Annotated in this window: 13 protein-coding genes and 4 pseudogenes; 9 read left to right on the forward strand and 8 right to left on the reverse strand. The window is 70.6% G+C overall.

Annotated elements, in window-relative coordinates:
- Positions 1–155 precede the first annotated feature (155 nt).
- Together CES90_RS13120 and CES90_RS13125 are read right to left on the reverse strand one after the other, a co-directional pair.
- Positions 156–821: pseudogene (locus CES90_RS13120) on the reverse strand (DUF418 domain-containing protein); the annotation flags it as partial.
- A gap of 74 nt (positions 822–895) precedes the next feature.
- Positions 896–1,678 carry an IclR family transcriptional regulator gene (locus tag CES90_RS13125; RefSeq protein WP_189784945.1) on the reverse strand — a complete coding sequence of 261 codons (783 nt, stop codon included), beginning with the start codon at positions 1,676–1,678 and terminating at the stop codon, positions 896–898.
- 327 nt (positions 1,679–2,005) lie between these two features.
- On the opposite strand from CES90_RS13125, the gene CES90_RS13130 reads away from it, so the two are divergent.
- The 4 genes from CES90_RS13130 to CES90_RS13145 all read left to right on the forward strand — a co-directional run bounded on the left by CES90_RS13130 (position 2,006) and on the right by CES90_RS13145 (position 7,261).
- On the forward strand, positions 2,006–2,998 hold the full coding sequence (locus CES90_RS13130; RefSeq protein ID WP_189784946.1) for an amidohydrolase family protein: 993 nt from the start codon (positions 2,006–2,008) through the stop codon (positions 2,996–2,998).
- Entirely contained in the window at positions 2,991–4,580 is a 1,590-nt protein-coding gene (locus CES90_RS13135; protein WP_229914048.1) for a bifunctional 3-(3-hydroxy-phenyl)propionate/3-hydroxycinnamic acid hydroxylase, read from the forward strand. The genes CES90_RS13130 and CES90_RS13135 overlap by 8 nt, the downstream gene beginning before the upstream one ends.
- Positions 4,577–5,869: an MFS transporter gene (locus CES90_RS13140; RefSeq protein WP_189784947.1), complete on the forward strand. Its 1,293-nt coding sequence runs from the start codon at positions 4,577–4,579 to the stop codon at positions 5,867–5,869. The genes CES90_RS13135 and CES90_RS13140 overlap by 4 nt, the downstream gene beginning before the upstream one ends.
- A 249-nt stretch (positions 5,870–6,118) precedes the next feature.
- On the forward strand, positions 6,119–7,261 hold the full coding sequence (locus tag CES90_RS13145) for an SGNH/GDSL hydrolase family protein (protein WP_189784948.1): 1,143 nt from the start codon (positions 6,119–6,121) through the stop codon (positions 7,259–7,261).
- Between the two features lie 35 nt (positions 7,262–7,296).
- Here the strand turns inward: CES90_RS13145 and CES90_RS13150 are convergent, their stop codons facing one another.
- Positions 7,297–7,827 carry a hypothetical protein gene (locus CES90_RS13150; protein WP_189784949.1) on the reverse strand — a complete coding sequence of 177 codons (531 nt, stop codon included), beginning with the start codon at positions 7,825–7,827 and terminating at the stop codon, positions 7,297–7,299.
- Between the two features lie 226 nt (positions 7,828–8,053).
- Between CES90_RS13150 and CES90_RS13155 the strand changes: the two genes are divergently transcribed.
- Together CES90_RS13155 and CES90_RS13160 are read left to right on the forward strand one after the other, a co-directional pair.
- On the forward strand, positions 8,054–8,617 hold the full coding sequence (locus tag CES90_RS13155) for a hemerythrin domain-containing protein (RefSeq protein ID WP_189784950.1): 564 nt from the start codon (positions 8,054–8,056) through the stop codon (positions 8,615–8,617).
- Between the two features lie 97 nt (positions 8,618–8,714).
- Entirely contained in the window at positions 8,715–9,554 is an 840-nt protein-coding gene (locus CES90_RS13160) for an SDR family oxidoreductase (RefSeq protein WP_189784951.1), read from the forward strand.
- Positions 9,555–9,569: 15 nt separating this feature from the next.
- Here the strand turns inward: CES90_RS13160 and CES90_RS13165 are convergent, their stop codons facing one another.
- The 4 genes and pseudogenes from CES90_RS13165 to CES90_RS13175 all read right to left on the reverse strand — a co-directional run bounded on the left by CES90_RS13165 (position 9,570) and on the right by CES90_RS13175 (position 13,445).
- The gene (locus CES90_RS13165; RefSeq protein WP_189784952.1) at positions 9,570–10,628 is read right to left on the reverse strand and encodes a Rieske 2Fe-2S domain-containing protein; all 1,059 of its coding nucleotides are present in this window, start codon (positions 10,626–10,628) and stop codon (positions 9,570–9,572) included.
- Positions 10,625–11,863, reverse strand: coding sequence for a flavin-containing monooxygenase (locus CES90_RS13170; RefSeq protein WP_332836396.1), 1,239 nt, complete (start codon positions 11,861–11,863; stop codon positions 10,625–10,627). Before CES90_RS13170 ends, CES90_RS13165 begins: the two co-directional genes overlap by 4 nt.
- A gap of 97 nt (positions 11,864–11,960) precedes the next feature.
- A pseudogene (locus CES90_RS49490) lies at positions 11,961–12,113 on the reverse strand (FAD-dependent oxidoreductase); the annotation flags it as partial.
- A gap of 144 nt (positions 12,114–12,257) precedes the next feature.
- Positions 12,258–13,445 (reverse strand): aminotransferase class V-fold PLP-dependent enzyme, encoded by a 1,188-nt coding sequence (locus CES90_RS13175; RefSeq protein WP_229914049.1) that lies wholly within the window; start codon positions 13,443–13,445, stop codon positions 12,258–12,260.
- Between the two features lie 279 nt (positions 13,446–13,724).
- Here CES90_RS13175 and CES90_RS13180 point away from each other — a divergent pair.
- Both CES90_RS13180 and CES90_RS49495 read left to right on the forward strand, forming a co-directional pair.
- Positions 13,725–15,146: pseudogene (locus CES90_RS13180) on the forward strand (acyl-CoA carboxylase subunit beta); the annotation flags it as partial.
- A pseudogene (locus tag CES90_RS49495) lies at positions 15,136–15,219 on the forward strand (cutinase family protein); the annotation flags it as partial. The pseudogenes CES90_RS13180 and CES90_RS49495, both read left to right, overlap by 11 nt.
- Before the next feature lie 158 nt (positions 15,220–15,377).
- Here the strand turns inward: CES90_RS49495 and CES90_RS13185 are convergent.
- Positions 15,378–15,989 (reverse strand): hypothetical protein, encoded by a 612-nt coding sequence (locus CES90_RS13185; RefSeq protein WP_189784953.1) that lies wholly within the window; start codon positions 15,987–15,989, stop codon positions 15,378–15,380.
- 805 nt (positions 15,990–16,794) lie between these two features.
- On the opposite strand from CES90_RS13185, the gene CES90_RS13190 reads away from it, so the two are divergent.
- Positions 16,795–19,797 (forward strand): glycoside hydrolase, encoded by a 3,003-nt coding sequence (locus CES90_RS13190; RefSeq protein WP_189784954.1) that lies wholly within the window; start codon positions 16,795–16,797, stop codon positions 19,795–19,797.
- Positions 19,798–19,799: the final 2 nt, after the last annotated feature.

Raw genomic sequence — 19,799 nt, forward strand, 5'->3', positions numbered from 1 at the left:
GGACATCATTGCCGCGCGCTCCGGTGCCCCATGTCTGCCGTTGCGCGCCACCCACGGCTCGATTCATCGCTCTGCAGGGCTGTGAGCATGGCTTCGACCAGTGCTGGACGGCTGTGCCGGGGTGGGGCGTGGAGGCGTCCCACCCCGGCCGGGTGTCATCGGATGTGCTTGACCGGCTTGGTGGCGGCATTGAGGAGGTACTCCAGGGGGCCGCGGCGGAAGAAGCGGGACCAGATCGTGGCGAACACGATCGCCCCGAGGACGTACATGATCAGGGGCAGCCAGGACTGCTGGGTGCCTGTTCCGGCGGGCGTGGAAAACACGGACTGTGCGACGAAGTGGCCGACGTAGGCGGTCAGGGACATGGTGCCCACGGCGATGACCGGTTTCGCCAGGCGGCGCAGTCGCGGCAGGCGGTCAATGAGCACCGTCGCGCCCACGATCACGAGGATCGCGACTCCGACGCTGCCGATGATGTCGAACGTGGTGCCGCTGTGCGGCCCGGCCGTCAGGAGCGACGACGCCGGCATATCGGGGAACGACCCGCCGTCGAGGGGTACCGACCCGCTGGCGGGGGGCATCGAACCGCTGGCTGGGGGCATCGAACCGGAGCCGCCGGACGACGACCCGCCTTCCGCCGTGCTCCGCAACGCGCCCTTGCCGGCGAGCAGCAGGGACATGCCGTAGGCGGCCGCGGTGAGGGAGGCGCCGAGCGCGGCCAGGCGCTTCTGGACAGTGCCGGAGGACAGGTCGAGGCGGCCCAGGGCCATGCCCGCGATCACGAACGACATCCACGTGAGCGCCGGGTAGAAGCCGGTAATCACCACCGCGGACACACCGCTCTGAAAGGCCAACCACCCGCCAGCCGCGTCCCCAACCTCTCAGGGCAATACACCTAGGCCAGACGCCCCAGCTCGTGCGAGGCCGCCGTCACCGTGCTGTGCAGTTCACGGGTGACCTCGGCGAGGTGTTCCGGGGTGCCGAGGCTCTCGGGCAGGACGACGGAGACGGCGAGCGGCAGCGGGTCACCGGCCGCGAAGACGGGCGCGGCGACGGAGATGATGCCCGGGATGACACCGCTGTGCGTCACGACATGGCCCTGTTCGCGGACCTGGGCCCGTACGGCCGCGAGCCGCTCGCCCGTCCACTCGGCCTCCTTGCCGCGCAGCTCACCGCCGAGCACCTCCTCGGTGAGGCTCTCGGGCAGATGGGCCAGGAAGACCTGGCCGACGGATGAGGTGAGCAGGGGGAGGGTGGCGCCGACGCGCACGGTCAGGGGCAGCGGGCGGGTGCCGTACGCCCAGCTGACCACGATCGGGCCGCGGTCACCCCAGACCGCGAGGTTCACGGAGTGGCCCGTGCGGTCGCGGAGTTGCATGGCGTGGCCGCCGGCCACCGCGACCTCGTTGGTGCGGCGCAGCGCCTCGGCGCCCATGCGGCGCATGGTGGCCCCGAAGTCGTAGAGGCCGGACGCGGGATCCTGCGAGGTCAGGCCGATACGGCCGAGGCTGACGAGGTAACGGTGCACCTTGCTGGGCTGCATACCGCTGGCCTGCGCGATGGCCGAGAGACTCAGCGCGCCGCCGCCGCTCTCCAGGGCCAGCAGGACCCGCATCGCGGTCTCGACGGACTGGATGCCCTGCCGTTCCCCGTTCTCCTTGGGGTCTGTCGTGGTCACGGCACCGCCCTCTCCCCTGCCGGTGGTGGAACGCGATCAGCCTATCGACGCGACAGACCGACCGGCGTCTTCAAACGGATCTTACATTCACTATTGCGGAACGCGTTACGTTCTGGTGAACTGCGAATCGGTGGCGCTCACCGCCACCCCGGCCGGCTGCTTCCCCGCCGCGTCGACGGCCCCGCTCGCAGCCACCCTTGAGCCGCAAGCCGCCTTCTGTCAGCGCACCCGCAGCGCTCCCGAGTGCCCCGGTCACTCCCCGACCCGCACCGCTCCCCGCCCGCACCTCCCCTCGCCGCACAGGCGATCCCCGAGGAGACCCCCGTTATGAAGCTGATCGGCCTCGAAGAGCACTTCGTGACCCCCGACCTGGTGGGCCACGGCGCGTCCACCGCTTCCGTCGCCCAGCCCCAGGCCTGGGCCGAGGCCTCCCGCCGGCTCCTCGACCTCACCGAGGAACGTCTCGACGACATGGACGCGGCAGGCCTGGACATGCAGGTGCTGTCGCTCAACTCCCCCGGCCTCCAGGCGGAGAAGGACCCGGCCGCCGCCGTACGCCAGGCGATCACCGTCAACGACTTCCTGACCGGCGTCATCGCCGAGCACCCCGACCGCTTCTCCGGCTTCGCCGCCCTGCCCCTGCAGGACCCGAAGGCCGCCGCCGACGAGCTGGAACGCGCGGTCACCCAGCTCGGACTGCGTGGCGCCCTGGTCAACGCGCACACCCACGGCCGGTACCTCGACGACCCCGAGCTGCGTGTCGTCTGGGAGCGTGCCGAGCACCTCGACGTACCGCTCTATCTGCACCCGGCCAACGGCGTCGACACCGCGCACGTCCTCTCGGGCCACCCCGAGCTCGTCGGGCCGATGTGGAGCTGGGGCATCGACACGGCCACCCATGTGCTGCGGCTGATCTTCGGCGGCGTCTTCGACGACTTCCCGAACGCCAAACTGCTGCTCGGCCACATGGGAGAGGGACTGCCGTTCGTGCTGTGGCGCATGGACTCCCGCTGGGACTTCCACGCCCACCACGGCATCGAGCTGAAGCGGGGCCGCCCCTCGGAGTACATCCGCGACAACCTCTACATCACCACCAGCGGCGTCTGCTCCGCCCCGCCGCTGCTGACCGCGCTGCTCTCGATGGGCGCCGACCACATCCTCTTCGGCACCGACTACCCCTTCGAGGACATCGAGACGGCCACCGACTTCCTGCGGAAGGCGCCGATCAGCGACGCCGACCGCCAGAAGATCGGCCACCTCAACGCCGAGAAGCTGCTCGGCCTCTCCCCGGCCCCCGCACCCGCGTACGCCGGTGCCTGAGGCACCGGACCGGAAGGGCACGCACATGTACGACGTCGCCGTCATCGGGTACGGACCCGTGGGCATGGTCACGGCGGCACTGCTCGGTCAGGCAGGCCATGACGTGATCGTGCTGGAGCGCTACCCCACCCTCTACAACCTGCCGCGCGCCGCCATCTTCGACGACGAGACGATGCGCACGTTCGACCGCCTCGGCATCTCCGAGGCCCTGCTGCCCACGCTGCACGTCCAGCGGAACTACGAATGGCTGGGCGGCGCGGGCGAGCTGCTCATCGAGCACGACTTCGCCGCCGTCGGCGGCCAGGGCTGGGCGGAGTGGTACATGATGTACCAGCCGTACCTGGAGGACGCCCTCGACGGCCTGGTCCGAGGTCTCGAGAACGTCCGGATCCGGATGGACTGCCGGGTCACCGGACTCCACCACACGGATCTGGGTGTGGACATCCAGGTCGAGGACGACGACGACGCCGTCTCCGCCCGGTACGTCGTGGCCTGCGACGGCGGCAACAGCTTCACCCGCTCGTGGCTGGGCGTCGGTCAGGAGGACCACGGCTTCTCCGAGCCGTGGATGGTCTGCGACTTCCGGCTGACGGAGGGCGGCGGCGCCGACATCCCCAAGGCCCGGCAGGTCTGCGACCCGAAGCAGCCGATATCGATCATCTCGCTGGGCCCGAAGCACCACCGGTTCAGCTTCATGCTCGACTCGGCGGACTCCTTCTCCGTCGAGCGGGAGCCCGACCGGGTGTGGGCCAGGGTCGCCGCCTACGTCGACCGTGCGCAGGCCGAGCTGATCCGCGTCGCCACGTACACGTTCCGCTCGCTGGTCGCGGAGCGCTGGCGCAGTGGCCGGATCCTGCTGGCCGGGGACGCGGCCCACCAGATGCCGCCGTTCCTCGGGCAGGGCATGTGCTCGGGTATCCGGGACGCCCAGAACATCGCGTTCAAACTCGACGCCGTGCTGCGCGGCGCCGACGACGCGCTGCTCGACACGTACCAGAGCGAACGCGAGCCGCATGTCCGGGCCATCATCGCCAAGGGCATCGAGCTGGGCCGGGTGCAGACCATGCGCGACCCGGTGGCCGCCGCCGAGCGGGACGCCCGGCTGATCGCGCAGCGCGAGGCGAACGGGCGCCCCGAGAAAATGCGGTTCCCCGGCCTCGGCCCCGGTCTGCACGACGCGTCCGCGCAGGCCGGGCAGCTCATGCCGCACGGCCGGGTCGAGTCGCACGGCACCGAGGGGCTCTTCGACACCGTACTCGGCCGTGGCTTCGTCCTCCTCGTCGACGGCCGCGAGGGCGCCTCGCTCGACGCCTCGGCCATGGCAAAAGCCACTCGGCTCGGCGTCGCCGTCCACCACCTCACCGACCGTCGCCTCACCACCGAGGGGTTCACCGACGTCGGCGGCGTCTACGGGCGCTGGTTCGACGAGACCGGCCGTGCCGCCGTTCTGTGGCGGCCCGACTTCTACATCCTCGGCACCGCGGACACGCCCTCCGGCGTCCCGGCGCTCCTCGAAACCCTTGCCACCGCAGTCGAGCCCGTGCAGGCTCCTGCCACCGTCGGAGAAAGGATCCGGCCATGACCGCTCCCTCTGTCATCCGCCCGCGAGTCACCAGAGTGCCCGCGAACACCTTCATCCTGGTCGCCGCCTGGATCGTCTCCTCCCTGGAGGGCTACGACCTCGCCGTGTACGGCGTCACCGTCCCCTCCATCCTGGGTGACCCCTCGCTCGGCATCGACAAGGCCGAGGCGGGCACGATCGGCTCGCTCGTCGGCATCGGGATGCTGATCGGCGCGGCCATCGCCGGAGCTCTCGTCCACCGCACCGGCCCCCGTCGGCTGCTGCTCGCCGGGACCACCCTGTTCACACTCGGCATGGCGATCTGCACGGTCGCGGGCGGTGTCCCGTCCTTCGGCGCCGGACGCCTGGTCGTCGGCCTGGGCCTGGGTGTCGTCCTGCCGACGATCAACGCGTACGTGGCCGATCTCAGCGACCCGGGCCACCGCAGCCGCAACGTCGCCCTCATCATGAGCGGCTACGCGGCAGGCGCCCTGCTCTCCCCGCTGCTCGGCACCGCCCTGCTCCCGGACGTCTCGTACCGCTGGCTGTACGTGATCGGTGTGATCCCGGTGTTCGTGGCCATCCCGCTCGTGCTCAGGCTGCCGGAGAGCCCGTTCCACCTGAGCCGTACGGGTCGGGTGGCCGAGGCACGCGAGGTGGAGGAGCGGCTCGGTCTCGCCCCGTCCGAGGCCGAGCCGGCCGCGGACCCCGGCCGCTGGCTGGGCCTCGGCTCGCTGCTGACGGGTGGCCTCACCGTGTCGACCGTCCTGTTCTGGGCCATGTCCTTCTGCGGACTCCTGCTGGTCTTCGGCATCAGCACCTGGCTGCCCAGCATCATGCAGGCCGCCGGTTTCTCCCTCGGCTCGGCGCTGCTGCAGACCGCGGCGATGTGGCTGGGCGTCGGCGTCGGGGCGATCGTCGGCGGGCGGATCGCGGACGCGCTGGGCGCCAAGCGGGTCGTGGTCGTCGCGTTCCTGGTCGGCACACTCAGCCTGATCGCGATGAGCACCCGGCCGCCGACGGCCGTGATGTTCGTGCTCATGTTCATCAGCGGCTTCGGGTTCATCGGTTCGCAGATCCTCGGCAACGCGTTCATCGTGACCCGCTACCCGGACGCCGTCCGCGGCAACGGTCTCGCCTGGGCCCTGTCCATCGGCCGGTTCGGCGCCATCGTCGGCCCGTCCCTGGGCGCGTTCGTCCTCAGCTCGGGCGCCGACATCGAATGGGCCTTCTACGCCTTCGCCGTCCCCGCCCTCGTCGGGGCGTTCGCGGCAGGTGCCGTACCCCGGGCCCGAACAGCGGCCGCGTAACCGCTTCGCTGGTCCACGAGTCCTGGGGCCGGCGGATCGTCTTCGGCTCCGGCACCGCACGGGAGGACGTCCCGTGCGGTGCCGGATCCCGCATTTCAAGGTGACGGCACCCGGCTTCCGCCCGCGTCCTGAGGAAGGAGTCGCGGATGTCGTCGCGAGGGGTTGACGGAGGCGTGTGGGGCGGTCACCTTCGACAGCGAATCGTGACGGGAGCGCTCCCACGCCCCGCTGTCGAAGGGATGGCCCACCATGCAGACGCCTCGCCCCTTACCCCGTACGTCCGGCCGTGTCTCCCGGAGGGCCTTCGTCGCGGGCGCCGCCGCCGGCGTCGTCACCGCCGTCTCCTCTCCCACCTGGGCGGCCGCCGACGACGCGCGGGCCCGGTTCCATACGGTGGGCCGGGTCGGACGGGCCGCCGATGGGACGGTCCAGTACAGCTGGCCCGGCGTCTGCTTCGAGGGGCGGTTCCGCGGGACCGGGGTCGGCATCGTCCTCGACGACGCCGACAACGACTACGACGTCCAGATCGACGGGACGACCGCCGCGACTCTGGTGACCCCGGGCCGGACCGTCTCCTGGCTGGACGGGCTGCCCGACACCGAGCACCGCGTACGGGTGGTCAAACGCACCGAGAGCCCCTGGACGGCCGGGCGGTTCGGCGGATTCGTCGCGGCCCCGGGTGGCGTGATCCTCGCCAGGCCCCGGGCGCGGAGCAGGCAGATCGAGTTCATCGGTGATTCGTTCACGGCCGGGTACGGCAATGTCTCCGGCACGCGGGACTGTTCGAGCAATGGCGGGGTCAACCGGAACAGCAACGCCGATCTCACATTCGGCGCCCTCACCGCGCGAAAACTCGACGCCGACTTCCAGATCAACGCATTCTCCGGTCTCGGCATGGTCCGCAATTACAACGGCACAAACACGGGCGTCGACTTTCGTACGTACTACGACCGCGCCCTGCTGCATGTCGACGGCGACGTCTGGCAAAAACCGGATTCCTGGCAGCCGCGGGTCGTCGTCATCGGCCTGGGCATCAACGACTTCTCGACCCCGCTCAATCCCGGCGAGCGCTGGACGACCGAGGGCGCGCTGGTCGCCGCGTACAAGAGTGCCTACCACGGTTTCCTCGACAAGCTGCGCACGCGATACGGCCCCCGGACATTCCTCGTGGTCGCCGCCACCCGCCTGTGGAACACCACCGCGTTCGCCGAGGCCACCCGGCGGATCGTCGAGGAACGAAACCTGCGGGGCGACGACCGGGTCCGCCACTGGTACTACGACGCTCCCGGACTCGATTTCCTGGGCTGCGACTGGCATCCCTCGGTCAACGACCACCGGATCGTCTCGGGTCTGCTCGACGAGTTCCTGGCGGGGCTGTCGCTGCGCTGGTAGCAGGGCCGGCGCCGTTCTTGTCGTTCCCCGTGTTCTCAGGCCGTCAGCGGCTGCCCGGGCGTCAGCGCGTCGAGGAGGCCGGCGTGGTGGAGTTCCGCGACGGGGGCCAGCAGGTCGGGGTGGCGGAGCAGGGCGGCCGCCCGGCGGTCGTTCTCGTCCGGGGTGAGGAGGCGGCGGAAGGCGGCCGGTGAAGCGCCGGTGTGGCGGCGGGCGGACGGGGAGGTCACCGCGGTCACGGCGTCCCGGGCCAGGTCGGGATCGGTGAGCAGTCCGGCCGCCCAGCTGGCGACGACCTCGTCCACCCAGGTCCGCCAGGCGTATTCGTCCGCTACGGGGGTCTCGTCGGAGCCGGTGATCCAGTCGAGCCGGGCGGAGCCGCCGGGTCCGGCGACGCCCACGAGCGCCGCGTCCATCGGCGTCGGGTAGCGCAGCCAGGCCGCCACGGTCACCGCCTGGTGGGCCTGTGCTGCGCAGAGCGCGGCGTCCAGGGCGCCGCCGCCCGCCGGGTAGGCGCGCGTCAGCCACTGGGTGGTCGCCGCTATGAGGGGGGAGAGTTCTTTGTGCACTGGGCCGGCCGTCCGTGGGTACTGGGGAGCACACGGAAAACGTAGCCGGATGCCGCCGGCCCGGAAATGGCGCGGGCCACGGAAGGGAGGTGTCCTCGGCCACATGGTCCGGTCGACCCGACCACCAAGGGATCAATGCGCCGGATGCGGACGTGGAGGAGTTTCACTGACCTCCGCGAGAGCCCGCCCGACACCGACGGCCGGGACGCGTCGAAAGGAACGAGAAATGGGACACGGCGGAGACGTGGTCGAGGAATTGAAGACCGACCACCGCGAAGTGGAAGAGCTCTTCGGAAAGATCGAGCAACTGCCGTCCGGGAATGCGCAGCGCAAGGAATACGCGGACCTGGTCACCATCGAACTGGTACGGCACTCCGTAGCGGAGGAGGCGTACCTCTACCCGGCGGTCCGTAAGCATGTGAGGGACGGTGACGCGCTCGCCGACCGGGAGCTGGAGGATCATGCCGAGGCCGAGCGGACCATGAAGGATCTGGAGCGGTGCGAGGCCAACGATCCCGATTTCGACCGGCTGATCGCCCAGCTCATGACCCAGATCAGGCAGCATGTGCGGGACGAGGAGAGCAATCTCTTCCCGCGCCTGTCCCAGTCCTGTTCGGTCGAGATGCTCGAAGAACTCGGTGAGAAGGTGCGGATGGCCAAGAAGACGGCTCCCACCCGCCCGCACCCGGCCGCGCCGTCCAAGCCTCCGGCCAACAAGTTGCTCGCCCCCGGCCTCGGCCTCGTCGACCGCATGCGCGACGCGATGACCGGGCGCGGCAAGAGCTCCTGAGCGACGGGCTCCGCCGGCGGGGCGTTGGGCTCAGGGCAGGCTTCGACGCCCTGAACCCTTCGGCGTCCGCCCCGCGGGTGTCCTACCGTGGAGCGCCATGAAGCTCTTGATCGTCGGCGGCAGCGGGTTCCTGGGAACCGAGTTGGCGCGCCGGGCCGCGGCGGCGGGATACGAGACGGCGGCGACCTACGCCTCCCGCCCCGGTACGGCCCCGGACGTCGCCTGGCGCGCCCTCGATGTCCGGGACGCCGCGCAGGTGACCAGGGTGGTGGCCGATGTGGCCCCCTCGGTCGTCGTCAACGCGTCGAGCGGCGGGGCCGACTGGGCGGTCACCGCCGAGGGCTCACTGCGCGTGGCGATGGCCGCGGTGGAGCACGGCTGCCGCCTGGTCCATGTGTCCAGCGACGCCGTGTTCTCGGGCGACCGGGTCCACTACGACGAGACGTGCCTCCCCGACCCCGTCACTCCCTACGGTGCCGCGAAGGCCGCGGCGGAGACCGGCGTCCGGCTGCTGGCGCCGCACGCGGTCGTGGTACGTACGTCGCTGATCATCGGGGACGCCGGAACCCGGTCCGTGCACGAACAGCATGTGCACGACCTGGTGGCCGGTGTCCTCGCCGGAGTGCTGTTCACCGACGTCGTGCGCTGCCCGGTGCACGTGTCCGACCTGGCTGCGGCGCTGCTGGAGCCGGCCGTGTGCGAGTCCGTCGAGGGCGGTGTGTGGCACATCGCGGGCCCGGAGGCCCTGAGCCGTCACCAACTCGGTGTCCTCGTCGCCCGCCGCGACGGGCTCGACACGTCACTGCTGCCCGCCGGACGACGAGTCGACGGCGGCCTGCGTGGGGCCCTCGATGTCCGGCTGGACAGCCGTGCCACTCGACGGCGGTTGCGTACTCCGCTTCGTGGCGCGCGGGAGTTCCTCGCGGCAGGGACGTGAGGCGTGCGTCGCACGTCACCGGGACGTGGTGGGCTCCGGTGGGGCGAGGTTGCGGCGGTAGAAGCGGCGGTAGGCGCGGACGGTGGGGCCGTCGTCTGCGGACCAGAGGTCCTTGGCCACGGGGCGCATCCAGCGCAGGATGGCGACGTCCGCGTCGTGGTTGCGGCGTACCAGGCGCCAGACGAAGGCCGCCCAGAGCCGGTTGACCGGCCACAGCAGCCAGTCGGGGCCGAGTTTGCGGACGATCAGGCCCCAGGTGGCGATCGTGACTCCGGGGCGTACGGGGCTCACGGCCGCGACGAAGGCCATCGAGGGTGGTGTGTCGGCGGGTTCCGGACCCCGCTGTGGGGTGACCAGGGCCGTGGTCGGGTTCACCAACGAGGCCAGGGCGTACGGGCGGAAGTGGTGGATGCGGGTGCCGTCCGGGTCGGCGGGCTGGATACGGAACGAGAAGTGCCGGCCTTCGTCGCGCAGGATGACGGAGGTCATCCGGCGGCCGGGGCTGTGTGTGTAGGGCCAGTGCGCGACGTCGGTGACGTGTTCGCTGATGGGGAGCAGGTCCGTGTAGCAGATCAGTACCCGGCCCGCCAGGTGCATATGGCGGCGGCGGTCCTCGGCGAAGTCCAGGCCGGTCAGCGGCTCCGCCGGTCCCAGGCCGTGCCAGAACCAGATGATCCCCGCCCGCTCGGTGACGGGGACACTCCGCTGGGTGGCCCGCGGCGGGATGCGGTCCGCTCCGGGGATCTTCCGGCAGATGCCTTCCGTGTCGAACTCCCAGGCATGGAAGCCGCAGACGAGGTGTTCCCCGCTGACCTTCCCGCAGCGGCTGAGGTCCGCCCCCATGTGGCAGCACTGGCTGTCGATCATGCCGAGCCGCCCGTCGTCGGTCCGGAACAGCGCGTACTGCCGGCTCATGTACGTCACCGGGACCACCTCGCCGCACGACAGATGGCTGCTGAAGCGGGCGAAGTACCAGCCGACCGGCACACGTTCCTGCTCGTCGCCGACGGCGGGAAGGAGTCGGTCGTCGAGCTCGCGGTCGTAGGGGCGCGTTCGGCCGCGCCGGAGCTTCATGCGGTGATCTCCTCCTCGTTCACGGGGCAGGCCGGTGTCGGGCCGGGTGCCGTCCAGGTGTAGGCGTCCGGGTCGAAGTGGTTCAGGTGGTGGAGGAGTTGGCCGGTGGACCAGGGCCAGCAGAAGGTGTTGCGTCCGCTCGGGCTGAAGTAATAGCTGCTGCAGCCACCAGAGTTGTAGACAGTGGTGCTCAGCGCCTCCTGGACGGCGGCGTTGAAGCGGGCCTGTACAGCGGGTCGCAGGTCCAGGGAGGCCTTGCCCGCGGTACGCAGATGGGCCAGTGCCGCCGTGAGGTGGGCCAGTTGGCCCTCGACGACGGTGACGGTGGAGGTGGAGCCGGTCAGTACGTTCGGGCCCAGCAGCAGGAAGAGGTTCGGGAAGCCGCTGACGCTGGTGCCGAGGTAGGCCTGGGGGCCGTCGCCGTCCCAGGTGTCCCGGAGCGTACGGCCGTGCGTGCCGTGCACGTTCCGGGCCAGCGGCAGCTCGCCGACGTGGAAGCCCGTGGCCAGGACGATCACATCGGCCTCGGCCTCACTGCCGTCGGCGCCGATGACCCGGTTTCCGTCCACCTCGGCCAGGGCGGTCGGGTGGAGCCGGACGTGAGGGCGGGACAGCGCCGGGTAGTACGTGCTCGATGTCAGCAGCCGTTTGCAGCCCAGCCGGTAGTCCGGGGTGAGTGCCCGGCGCAGCCCCGGATCCCGGACCGCCCGGCGCAGATGGGCCCGTGCGGCGGCCTCCACCGGTCGGACGAGCCGGGGGTGGCGGAAGGCGTAGCCGAGGCCCTCCTGGACGCGGTACTGGGCGGCCCGCAGGACACGTTGGGCGCCCGGCGCGCGCAGCCAGCCGGGGATGCCGTGATCCGGCTTGGGCAGCAGCCAGTGGGCGGTGCGTTGGAAGACGTGCACGTCGGCGGCCCGCTCCTGGATCGCGGGGACCACCTGCACGGCGGAGGCCCCGCTGCCGATGACCGCGATCCGTCGTCCGGTCAGCCGGACCGAGGGGTCCCAGCGGGCGGTGTGCACCACCGGGCCGTCGAACTCGGTCAGTCCCGGGACCTCGGGCCATCGTGGGCGTCGCCAGGGGCCGGTCGCCAGGACGAGTACGGGGGCGCTGTACGGGCCGTCGTTCGTCTCCAGGTGCCAGCGCCGTTCCCGGTCGTCCCAGCGGGCCTCCCGTACATCGACGCCGTGGCGCAGTGACGGGCCGATGCCGTGCCGCCGTACCGTCGTCCGCAAGTAGTCGTGGATCTCCCGCTGTTCGGCGAAGATCCGGCTCCACTGACGGGTTCGGGGCGAAGGAGTAGCTGTACAGCGAGGACGGGACGTCGCACGCGCATCCCGGGTAGGTGTTCTCCCGCCAGGTGCCGCCCACCTCCGGTGCTCTCTCCAGTACCAGGATGTCCTGGTGGCCCTCCTGGCGCAGCCTGATGGCAGCGCCGATTCCGGAAACCCCCGCACCCACCACGATGATCTCTGCGTTCGCCACGCCCTCAGTGTGGAAGGCTGCGCGACGCCGCCGTCAGGGCGTGAACCGGCGTCTGCGGGGAGCGCGCGGAGCATACGCGGAAGCGGCTCGTCCGCGCGGACGAGCCGCTTCCGCGTGCGTGTCTCAGCGGGCGGAGTACGTGCTTCAGCGGGCGGAGCGCGCGATGCCGGCCATCACCTCGACGGTCCGGTCGAGTTCGGTCTCCGTGTTGTAGTAGTGCGGGGAGAGCCGTACCAGAGGGTGGACGCCTCGGTTCTCCGTGTCGAACTGGGTGTGTTCGGGGACCGTGGTCGTGACGTTGATGCCGTGGCGGGCGAGCGCGGCGGCGACCTCGGGCGCGGGCAGGCCGTCGACCTTGGCGGTGACGATGGCGCACCGGTGGGCGCCGAGATCGTGGGTGGTGACGCCGGGCAGGTCGTCGAGCCGGTCGCGGAGATACGCGCCGAGGGCGACGGCTCGCTCGCCGATCCGGTCCAGGCCCAGGTCGAGGGCCTGGCGTACGGCCGTGTCCAGGCCGAGGACGTCGGCGTAGCTCTTCTCCCAGGTCTCGAAGCGCCGGGCGCCGGGGCGCCAGGTGAAGCCGCGCTCGCCGTCCCAGACGGCCGACTCGATCTCGCAGACGTACGGGTCCAGGTACTCCAGCGCCTCGTGCCGCACCCACAGGAAGCCCGTTCCGCGTGGGCCGCGCAGGAACTTGCGGCCGGTGCCGGTGAGCAGGTCGCAGCCGATGGCGGCGACGTCGACGGGGAACTGGCCCACGGACTGCGTGGCGTCCAGCAGGAACGGCACCCCGGCGGCGCGGGTGATCCGGCCGATCTCGGCGGCCGGGTTGACCAGACCGCCGCTGGTGGGGACGTGGGTGACGCCGACGAGCCTGGTGCGCTCGTCGATCAGGTCGGCCAGGGCGGCGGTGTCGAGCTGTCCGGACTCGTCGTCCGGGACGACGACGATCTCCGCGCCGGTGCGTTGGGCGACCTGGAAATAGGCGAGCACGCTGCTTCCGTACTCGTCCCGGCCGGTGAGGATGCGGTCGCCCGGCTTGAACGTCATCGCATAGAACGCGGCGTTCCAGGCGTGGGTCGAGTTGTCGAACAGCGCGACCTCCTCGGGCCGCCCGCCCACCAGTCGGGCGAGGCTCGCGTAGGTGGCGTCGATCCTCTCCTGTTCCTGCCGCGCCGCCTCGTAGCCGCCGATGGCCGCCTCCAGTTCCAGATGGGCGGTGACGGTGTCCAGGGTCCGGCGGGAGAGCAGGGCGGCTCCGGCGTTGTTGAGGTGCACGCGGTTGGCGGTGCCCGGGGTGTCCCCGCGCAGTGCGTCGATATTCATGTCCATGCCCACACCCTTCCCACGCGTCAGCGCTCGGTGAACTGGGCCCGGCCCGGCTGGTCGGCGTTCGGGATGGGTGGTGCCGGTGTCGTACGGCCCTACGGCTCTCTTGTCACCCACGGACAAACACCGGCCCCACAGGACTCATCTCCCGCAAACAGAACGGCGATCGCCCCGCCCGCTCCTTCCCCGCTGCCATATTCGAAAGCCCCTTCGGAGGTGGCTGTGACGCCAGAGGTGACGACATCCCGGGCCAGGCAGTCGGCGGAGCGGGCGGTGACACCCGTGCCTGCCTCAACCGCTGCCCCGACCGCCGACCCGGCCGGCGGCCGCGCCATCGATCGCTTCGCCTACCTCGAGAGCCGTCGGGCGCGGGCGGTCGCTCTCGGTGGGCCGCGACGGCGTGGTGAGTACGGCGCCGAGAGCGGATCGACCTGCTGCTGGACGCGGGGTCGTTCACCGAGACCGGCCTGTTCGTGCGGGCCCGGCCCACCGGCGACGGCGCCCACCGCCCGTGCGGCGACGGCGTGGTCACCGGGCACGGCACGGTCGACGGCCGCCCCGTCTGTGTGTTCGCCCAGGACTCCACGATTTTCGGCGGCACCATGGGCGAGGCCTTCGGCGAGAAGACGCTCGCCCTGATGGACCTCGCCCTGAAGACCGGCTGTCCGGTCATCGGGCTCAACGACGGCGGTGGCGCCCGTATCCAGGAGGGGGTCACCTCGCTCGCCCGCTACGCCGAGCTGGTCCGGCGCAACGTACGGGCCTGCGGGGTGATCCCGCAGATCTCGGTCGTCCTCGGACCGTGCGCCGGCGGGGCCGCGTACTCGCCCGCCATCACCGACTTCACCGTGATGGTGGACTGCGCCTCGCACATGTTCGTCACCGGGCCCGACGTCATCGAGACGGTCACCGGCGAGCGCACCAGCGCCGAGGAACTGGGCGGCGCCCGTACCAGCAACACCGTCAACGGCAACGCGCACTACCTCGCCGCCGACGAGGTGGACGCCCTCGACACCGTACGGGACCTGCTGTCGTACCTGCCCGCCGACAATCTGGAGCAGCCGCCTCGGTACGCGCCGGGGGCCGCGCCCGACGGTCTGCGCCTCGACGCGGTCGTGCCGGACCGGCTCGGGCAGGCGTACGACATGCGGGACATCCTGCGTGAGGTCGTGGATGACGGTGAACTCCTCGAGATACAGGAGCTGTTCGCGCCGAACATCATCTGTGCCCTGGCCCTCGTCGAGGGCGCTTCGGTCGGTGTCGTCGCCAACCAGCCGCTGCACGCCGCCGGCTTCCTCGACATCGACGCCTCCGAGAAGGCGGCGCGCTTCGTACGGTTCTGCGACGCGTTCGGTATCCCGCTGCTGACCTTCGCCGACGTCCCCGGCCATCTCTCCGGTGCCCGTCAGGAGCAGGCCGGGATCATCCGGCGGGGCGCCAAACTGCTGTACGCGTACGCCGAGGCGACCGTCCCCAAGGTCACGGTGGTGGTGCGCAAGGCGTACGGCGGCGGATACGCGGTGATGGGCTCCAAGCACCTGGGCGCCGACATCAATCTGGCCTGGCCCACCGCGCGCATCGCCGTCATGGGCGCCGGCGCGGTCGGCGTCCTGCACCGGCGCGAACTCGCCGCCGCGGCCGACCCCGACGCGCTGCGCGCCCGCCTCGTCGCCGCGTACGAGAGCACCCACGGGACGGCGGCGGCGACGTGGGCGCCCACCTCGGCTACACCGCCGACGCCGACGCGGCGGCCGCCTTCGCGGCGGGCGAGGTCTGAGCCCCCACGTATGACGTCGAAGGGCCCGGGAGGGCAAACCTCCCGGGCTCAACGCCGGGGCATCCTCGCCAGAAACAGGTGAAGTCCAGCGGCTGCTCGGCCAGGCTGCGCGCCGACTCCTTGTCACAAGAAACCAACTGTCGCTACGTCAGCCGGAGTTAGAGCCCGTCACGCACCATCGCGGCGACGATGCGGACGTGCCGGTCGGCCGCCGTGTTCGAGAACTCGTTCTCGTAGTTGAGACCGTACGGCCAGAAGTGGCCACCACCGGTGGAGATCTTGGCGCTCGACCCGTCGTACTGCCGGACGAGTGCCGTGGCCTGCGCGCCCGTCCATGTGCCGCTGCCGCCCAACCGCGACCAGCCCGCGCTCGTGCCCACGCCGATGGTGTGGGCGATCTCGTGCAGCGCGGTCCGCTCGGTCATGTAGCCGCGGTTGCCGAAGCGGATGGTCCCGTTGATGTTGCCGTCGGCGGTGGGCACGCCCGGGTTGTAGTGGACGGTGATGTTCTTGCCCAGGTCGCTGAGGTTGTTGTACCGGGCGACGGCGGCGTTCATGGCCGCCGTGATGAGGTTGTACGCCGTCTGCTGGTCCTGGGTGGGGTTGCTCGCCCGTACGAGGGTCCAGGTGATGGTGGCCGCCGCGGCCCGCTGCTGGGGCACCGGCGCGGCCTGCGATGCGGCCTGCGGAACGGCTTGCGCGACACCGGGTCCAGCCAGAAGCGCGGCGGCCAGCGCGGCTATGAGCGCCTTCTCGCGCAGTGAACTCATGTGGGGGTCCTCCTGTGTGCGTGGGGGAGTGATCAAGCGCCGATCTTGCCGACGCCCGCCCCGGCCCGTACGAGGGCGGGGACGTTGTTCGCGGGTCCAGCGTGTAGGTGCAGTAGGTGCGAGGCTCGATCACGGTGCCGTTGGTCTCGCATGTACCGGACCCGGTGAAGACGTTGTTTCGCTGGACGAGCCGGCCGGGCTCGGAGGCGTCGTCAGCGCTCCGGATTGACATGCCCCTCGCCCTGAAGGGCGAGGATTCTGGCCTTGTCCGCCGGCTGCTGTGCCGCTAGGCGGCGCGGTTTCCGGTGGGGAATCCGTGGCTTCCTGTTTCTTCGCGCCGTGCCGGGATTGCTCCTGGTCTTACCGGCGCTCCGCAGGCCGATACCGCCTCGAACACCTACTGCCGCCAGGAACATGTGAGCGAGATGTCACCGGCGCCGCGCACTGCCCCGGCTCCGCCGGAACAACACCGCGAGATTCACTTCACCCCTGTTCCGAAGGCCGGAGCACTGCGAATGAATCACGGTCGCGGGCGCGACCGTCGCGGCGAGCAACAGGGCAAGCGTGACAGCGGGAATCGCGCGTAACGACGACCTCATGTGGTTCCTCCCGGGGAGGGGGCGGATCTTCCTGGGCCGTGCGAGAACGGGAAGCAACAGGGAAGCGACAGGGACTAGAAAGCGCTTTCAGTTTCCTGAATGCTAAGCACGTGTTTTGGGCATGTCAATGAAGTCGTGCCCGCCTCCGTGTTGTGGAAGGGAGTGTCGTGACGCCACGACATCGCATCGTCCGAGCCTTGGCACCCATGGTTCCCCTGGTCCTCGGCGCGGGCCTGATGGCCGCGCCGCCGGCGGCCGCGGACGTATCGGCCTCGGCGACCGCGGACGTGTCGGCCGCGGCGGCGCAGAGCGCGGTCACCGTACGGATCGACCCGTCGTACCGGCAGCAGGAGTTCGAGGGATGGGGGACAAGCCTCGTCTGGTTCGCCAACGCCACGGGCCGCTACCCGGAACCCATCCGAAGACAGCTCGTGGACATGCTGTTCGACGAGGACGGCCTCGCCCTCAACATCGCCCGCTACAACATCGGCGGCGGCAACGCCCCGGACGTCCGCAAGGACTACATGAAGACGGGCGCGACCATGGACGGCTTCTGGAAGGCCCCCGAGGGAACCACCCGGCAGCACATGGAGTGGTGGAACCCCGACAACCCCGACCACTGGGACTGGGACGCCGACGCGGGCCAGCGCTGGTGGGTGGACCAGATCAAGGACAAGATCACCAAGTGGGAGGCGTTCAGCAACTCGCCGCCCTGGTTCCAGACCGTCAGCGGCTATGTCTCCGGCGGCTTCGACGCGAACACGGACCAGATCCGCGCGGACCGCGTCGACGAGTTCGCCACGTATCTGGTGCGCGTGACCGAGGAGTTGGAGAAGAGGCACGGCATCGACTTCGACACCATCGCCCCCCTCAACGAGCCCAACACCAACTACTGGGGTACTCAGATCGGCGCGGACGGCCAGCCCACGGGCGGACGCCAGGAGGGCGCGCACGCGGGACCGGCGCTCCAGCAGAAGGTGGTCCTCGCGCTCGCCAAGGCGCTCGAAGGGGCCCGGACCGACGCCGAGATCTCGGCGATGGACGAGACCAACCCCACGATCTTCACCCAGAACTGGAACGCCTACGACGCCTCCGCGCGAGCCGCACTCCCCCAGCTCAACGTGCACACGTACGGCACCGGCATGCGCACCAGCGCCCGTGACATCGCCAAGGGCGCGGACAAAAAGCTCTGGATGAGCGAGGTCGAGGGCACCTGGGGCACGGGCACCGACTTCACGAGCATGGAACCGGGGCTCGGCATCGCCACCCGCATGGTCGACGACATGCGTGAACTGGAGCCCTCGGCCTGGGTGTTCTGGCAGCCGATCGAGGACTCCATCCCGCAGGCCGCGGCCGGCAAGAACTGGGGCAGCATCCACGTCCCGTTCAACTGCACGGCGGAGGACACCCTGGAGACCTGTCCGATCCGGGCCAACTCCAAGTTCCACACCATCCGGAACTTCACCCACCACATCCGCCCCGGCGACCACTTCGTGAAGGTCGACGACGCGTCCAGCGTCGCCGCCGTGAAGAAGTCAGGCCGTGCGGCGACCGTCGTACACGTCAACAGCGGCACGTCCGCGCGCTCCGTCACCCTCGACCTCTCGCGCTTCGCCAAGGTCTCCCCGCGGGCGACCGTCATCCCCGTCGTGACCAGCGCCGACGGCGCCCTTGTCGAGGGCACCCCGGTCCGGGTGACTGACCGGCGGGCCACCCTCGACGTCCCCGCGAAGTCGGTCACGACCTTCCTGGTCGAGGGCGTCAGCGGCGTGGCGAAGGACGCCGCCCTGGTCCGGCCCGGGCACGTCTACCGGCTCCAGGGCGCACAGAGCGGCAAGTCACTGGCCCCGTCGGAGGACGGCACCGGTGTCGTCATCCGCACGACCGACGCCGCGAGTGCCCAGCAGTTGTGGTCCGTCGAGAAGCTGACCCCGGGCACCGACAACCGCGAGCGCTACGCCGTCACCAGCGCGACAACCGGCAAGCGACTCGCCGTACGCGACAACCAAGCCGTGCTGGAAGACCCGAGCCCGGAAGGCGGCGAGGTCCCCGAAGCCGCCCAGTGGATCATGTCGACGACGGGCGACGGCAGTTGGACGTTCGTGAACGCCGCCACCGGCCGCCTGATCGACGTCACCGGGCAGTCCTCGGCGGACGGCGCCAAGGTGTCGGCGTACACCCCGACCTCGGCGGCGAACCAGCGCTGGGCCGTGACCGACGAGACCGTGCTGCGCACGGAGCCGGCCAAGGCCTTCACCGTCCCCGGTCTGCGGCCGAAGCTGCCGGAGACGGTGACGCCGGTGTTCCGTGACGGCGCCCGGGGTTCGCTCCCCGTGGTGTGGGACCTCCCCTCGGACCGCAAGTGGCGCGATCCCGGGACGGTACGGGTCACGGGTGAGGCGACCGACGCCCTCGGCCGGAAGATCCGCGCGAAGGCCGTCGTCACCGTCGACACGATCGCCTCGACCCTCCCGGGCCGCGCCAAGACGTACGTGGGCGGCGAGCCGGAACTGCCGACGACGGTCGTGGCCGTCGGCAGGCACGGCGGCCGGACCGACCTTCCCGTGACTTGGGAAGCGGCACCAGACGGAGCATTCGACAAGACCGGCGTCGTAACCCTGCGCGGCACCGCCCGGGTCGTCGACGGCAGCACGGTCGACGCGACGGTACGTGTGCAGGTCACGGAACCGGTGGCGGCCAACATCGCGCCCGACGAGAACGTCTCCGTGGGCGCCACGTTCACCGAGAGCGGCTACTCCGCGGAGGGCCTGCGCAACGGCAACACCGCCGAGAAGGCCTGGTCCAACTGGAAGTCGGGCACCAAGAACCCCTCCGACACGATCACCTTCACCCTGCCGAAGGCCCGCGACCTCACCCGGCTCGTCGCCCACTTCCACCGGGACGGGACCAACGTGTCCTTCCCCGAGAGCCTCAAGGTCCAGATCCGGACGCCCGACGACGGCACGTGGACCGACGCGAGCGAATCCATCACGGTCGGCACCGAGGGCACACCCGTGATCGACGTCCCACTGACAACGGGAGCGGCGACCGCCGTGCGCGTGGTCATGACCGCACGCCCGGGCGGCTACATCACCATGAGTGAGATCGAGGTGTACGCCAAGGCCCCCAGCACCTCCTCGGACGCGGCCGCCTCGTCCATCGAGGTCGCCGGGAGCCCGTCGCATCCTTCGACCGTTCCTGGAGACTGAGC

Origin of the sequence: Streptomyces capitiformicae (genome assembly GCF_002214185.1) — a bacterium.
In the GTDB taxonomy this organism is placed as follows: Bacteria; Actinomycetota; Actinomycetes; order Streptomycetales; family Streptomycetaceae; genus Streptomyces; species Streptomyces capitiformicae.

Coding starts and splice junctions, on each gene's coding strand:
- CES90_RS13140 (WP_189784947.1), top strand. CDS start 4,577: ATGACCGCTCCCTCTGTCATCCGCCCGCGAGTCACCAGAGTGCCCGCG.
- CES90_RS13160 (WP_189784951.1), top strand. CDS start 8,715: ATGAAGCTCTTGATCGTCGGCGGCAGCGGGTTCCTGGGAACCGAGTTG.
- CES90_RS13145 (WP_189784948.1), top strand. CDS start 6,119: ATGCAGACGCCTCGCCCCTTACCCCGTACGTCCGGCCGTGTCTCCCGG.
- CES90_RS13130 (WP_189784946.1), top strand. CDS start 2,006: ATGAAGCTGATCGGCCTCGAAGAGCACTTCGTGACCCCCGACCTGGTG.
- CES90_RS13185 (WP_189784953.1), bottom strand. CDS start 15,989: ATGAGTTCACTGCGCGAGAAGGCGCTCATAGCCGCGCTGGCCGCCGCG.
- CES90_RS13175 (WP_229914049.1), bottom strand. CDS start 13,445: ATGGACATGAATATCGACGCACTGCGCGGGGACACCCCGGGCACCGCC.
- CES90_RS13165 (WP_189784952.1), bottom strand. CDS start 10,628: ATGAAGCTCCGGCGCGGCCGAACGCGCCCCTACGACCGCGAGCTCGAC.
- CES90_RS13190 (WP_189784954.1), top strand. CDS start 16,795: ATGGTTCCCCTGGTCCTCGGCGCGGGCCTGATGGCCGCGCCGCCGGCG.
- CES90_RS13155 (WP_189784950.1), top strand. CDS start 8,054: ATGGGACACGGCGGAGACGTGGTCGAGGAATTGAAGACCGACCACCGC.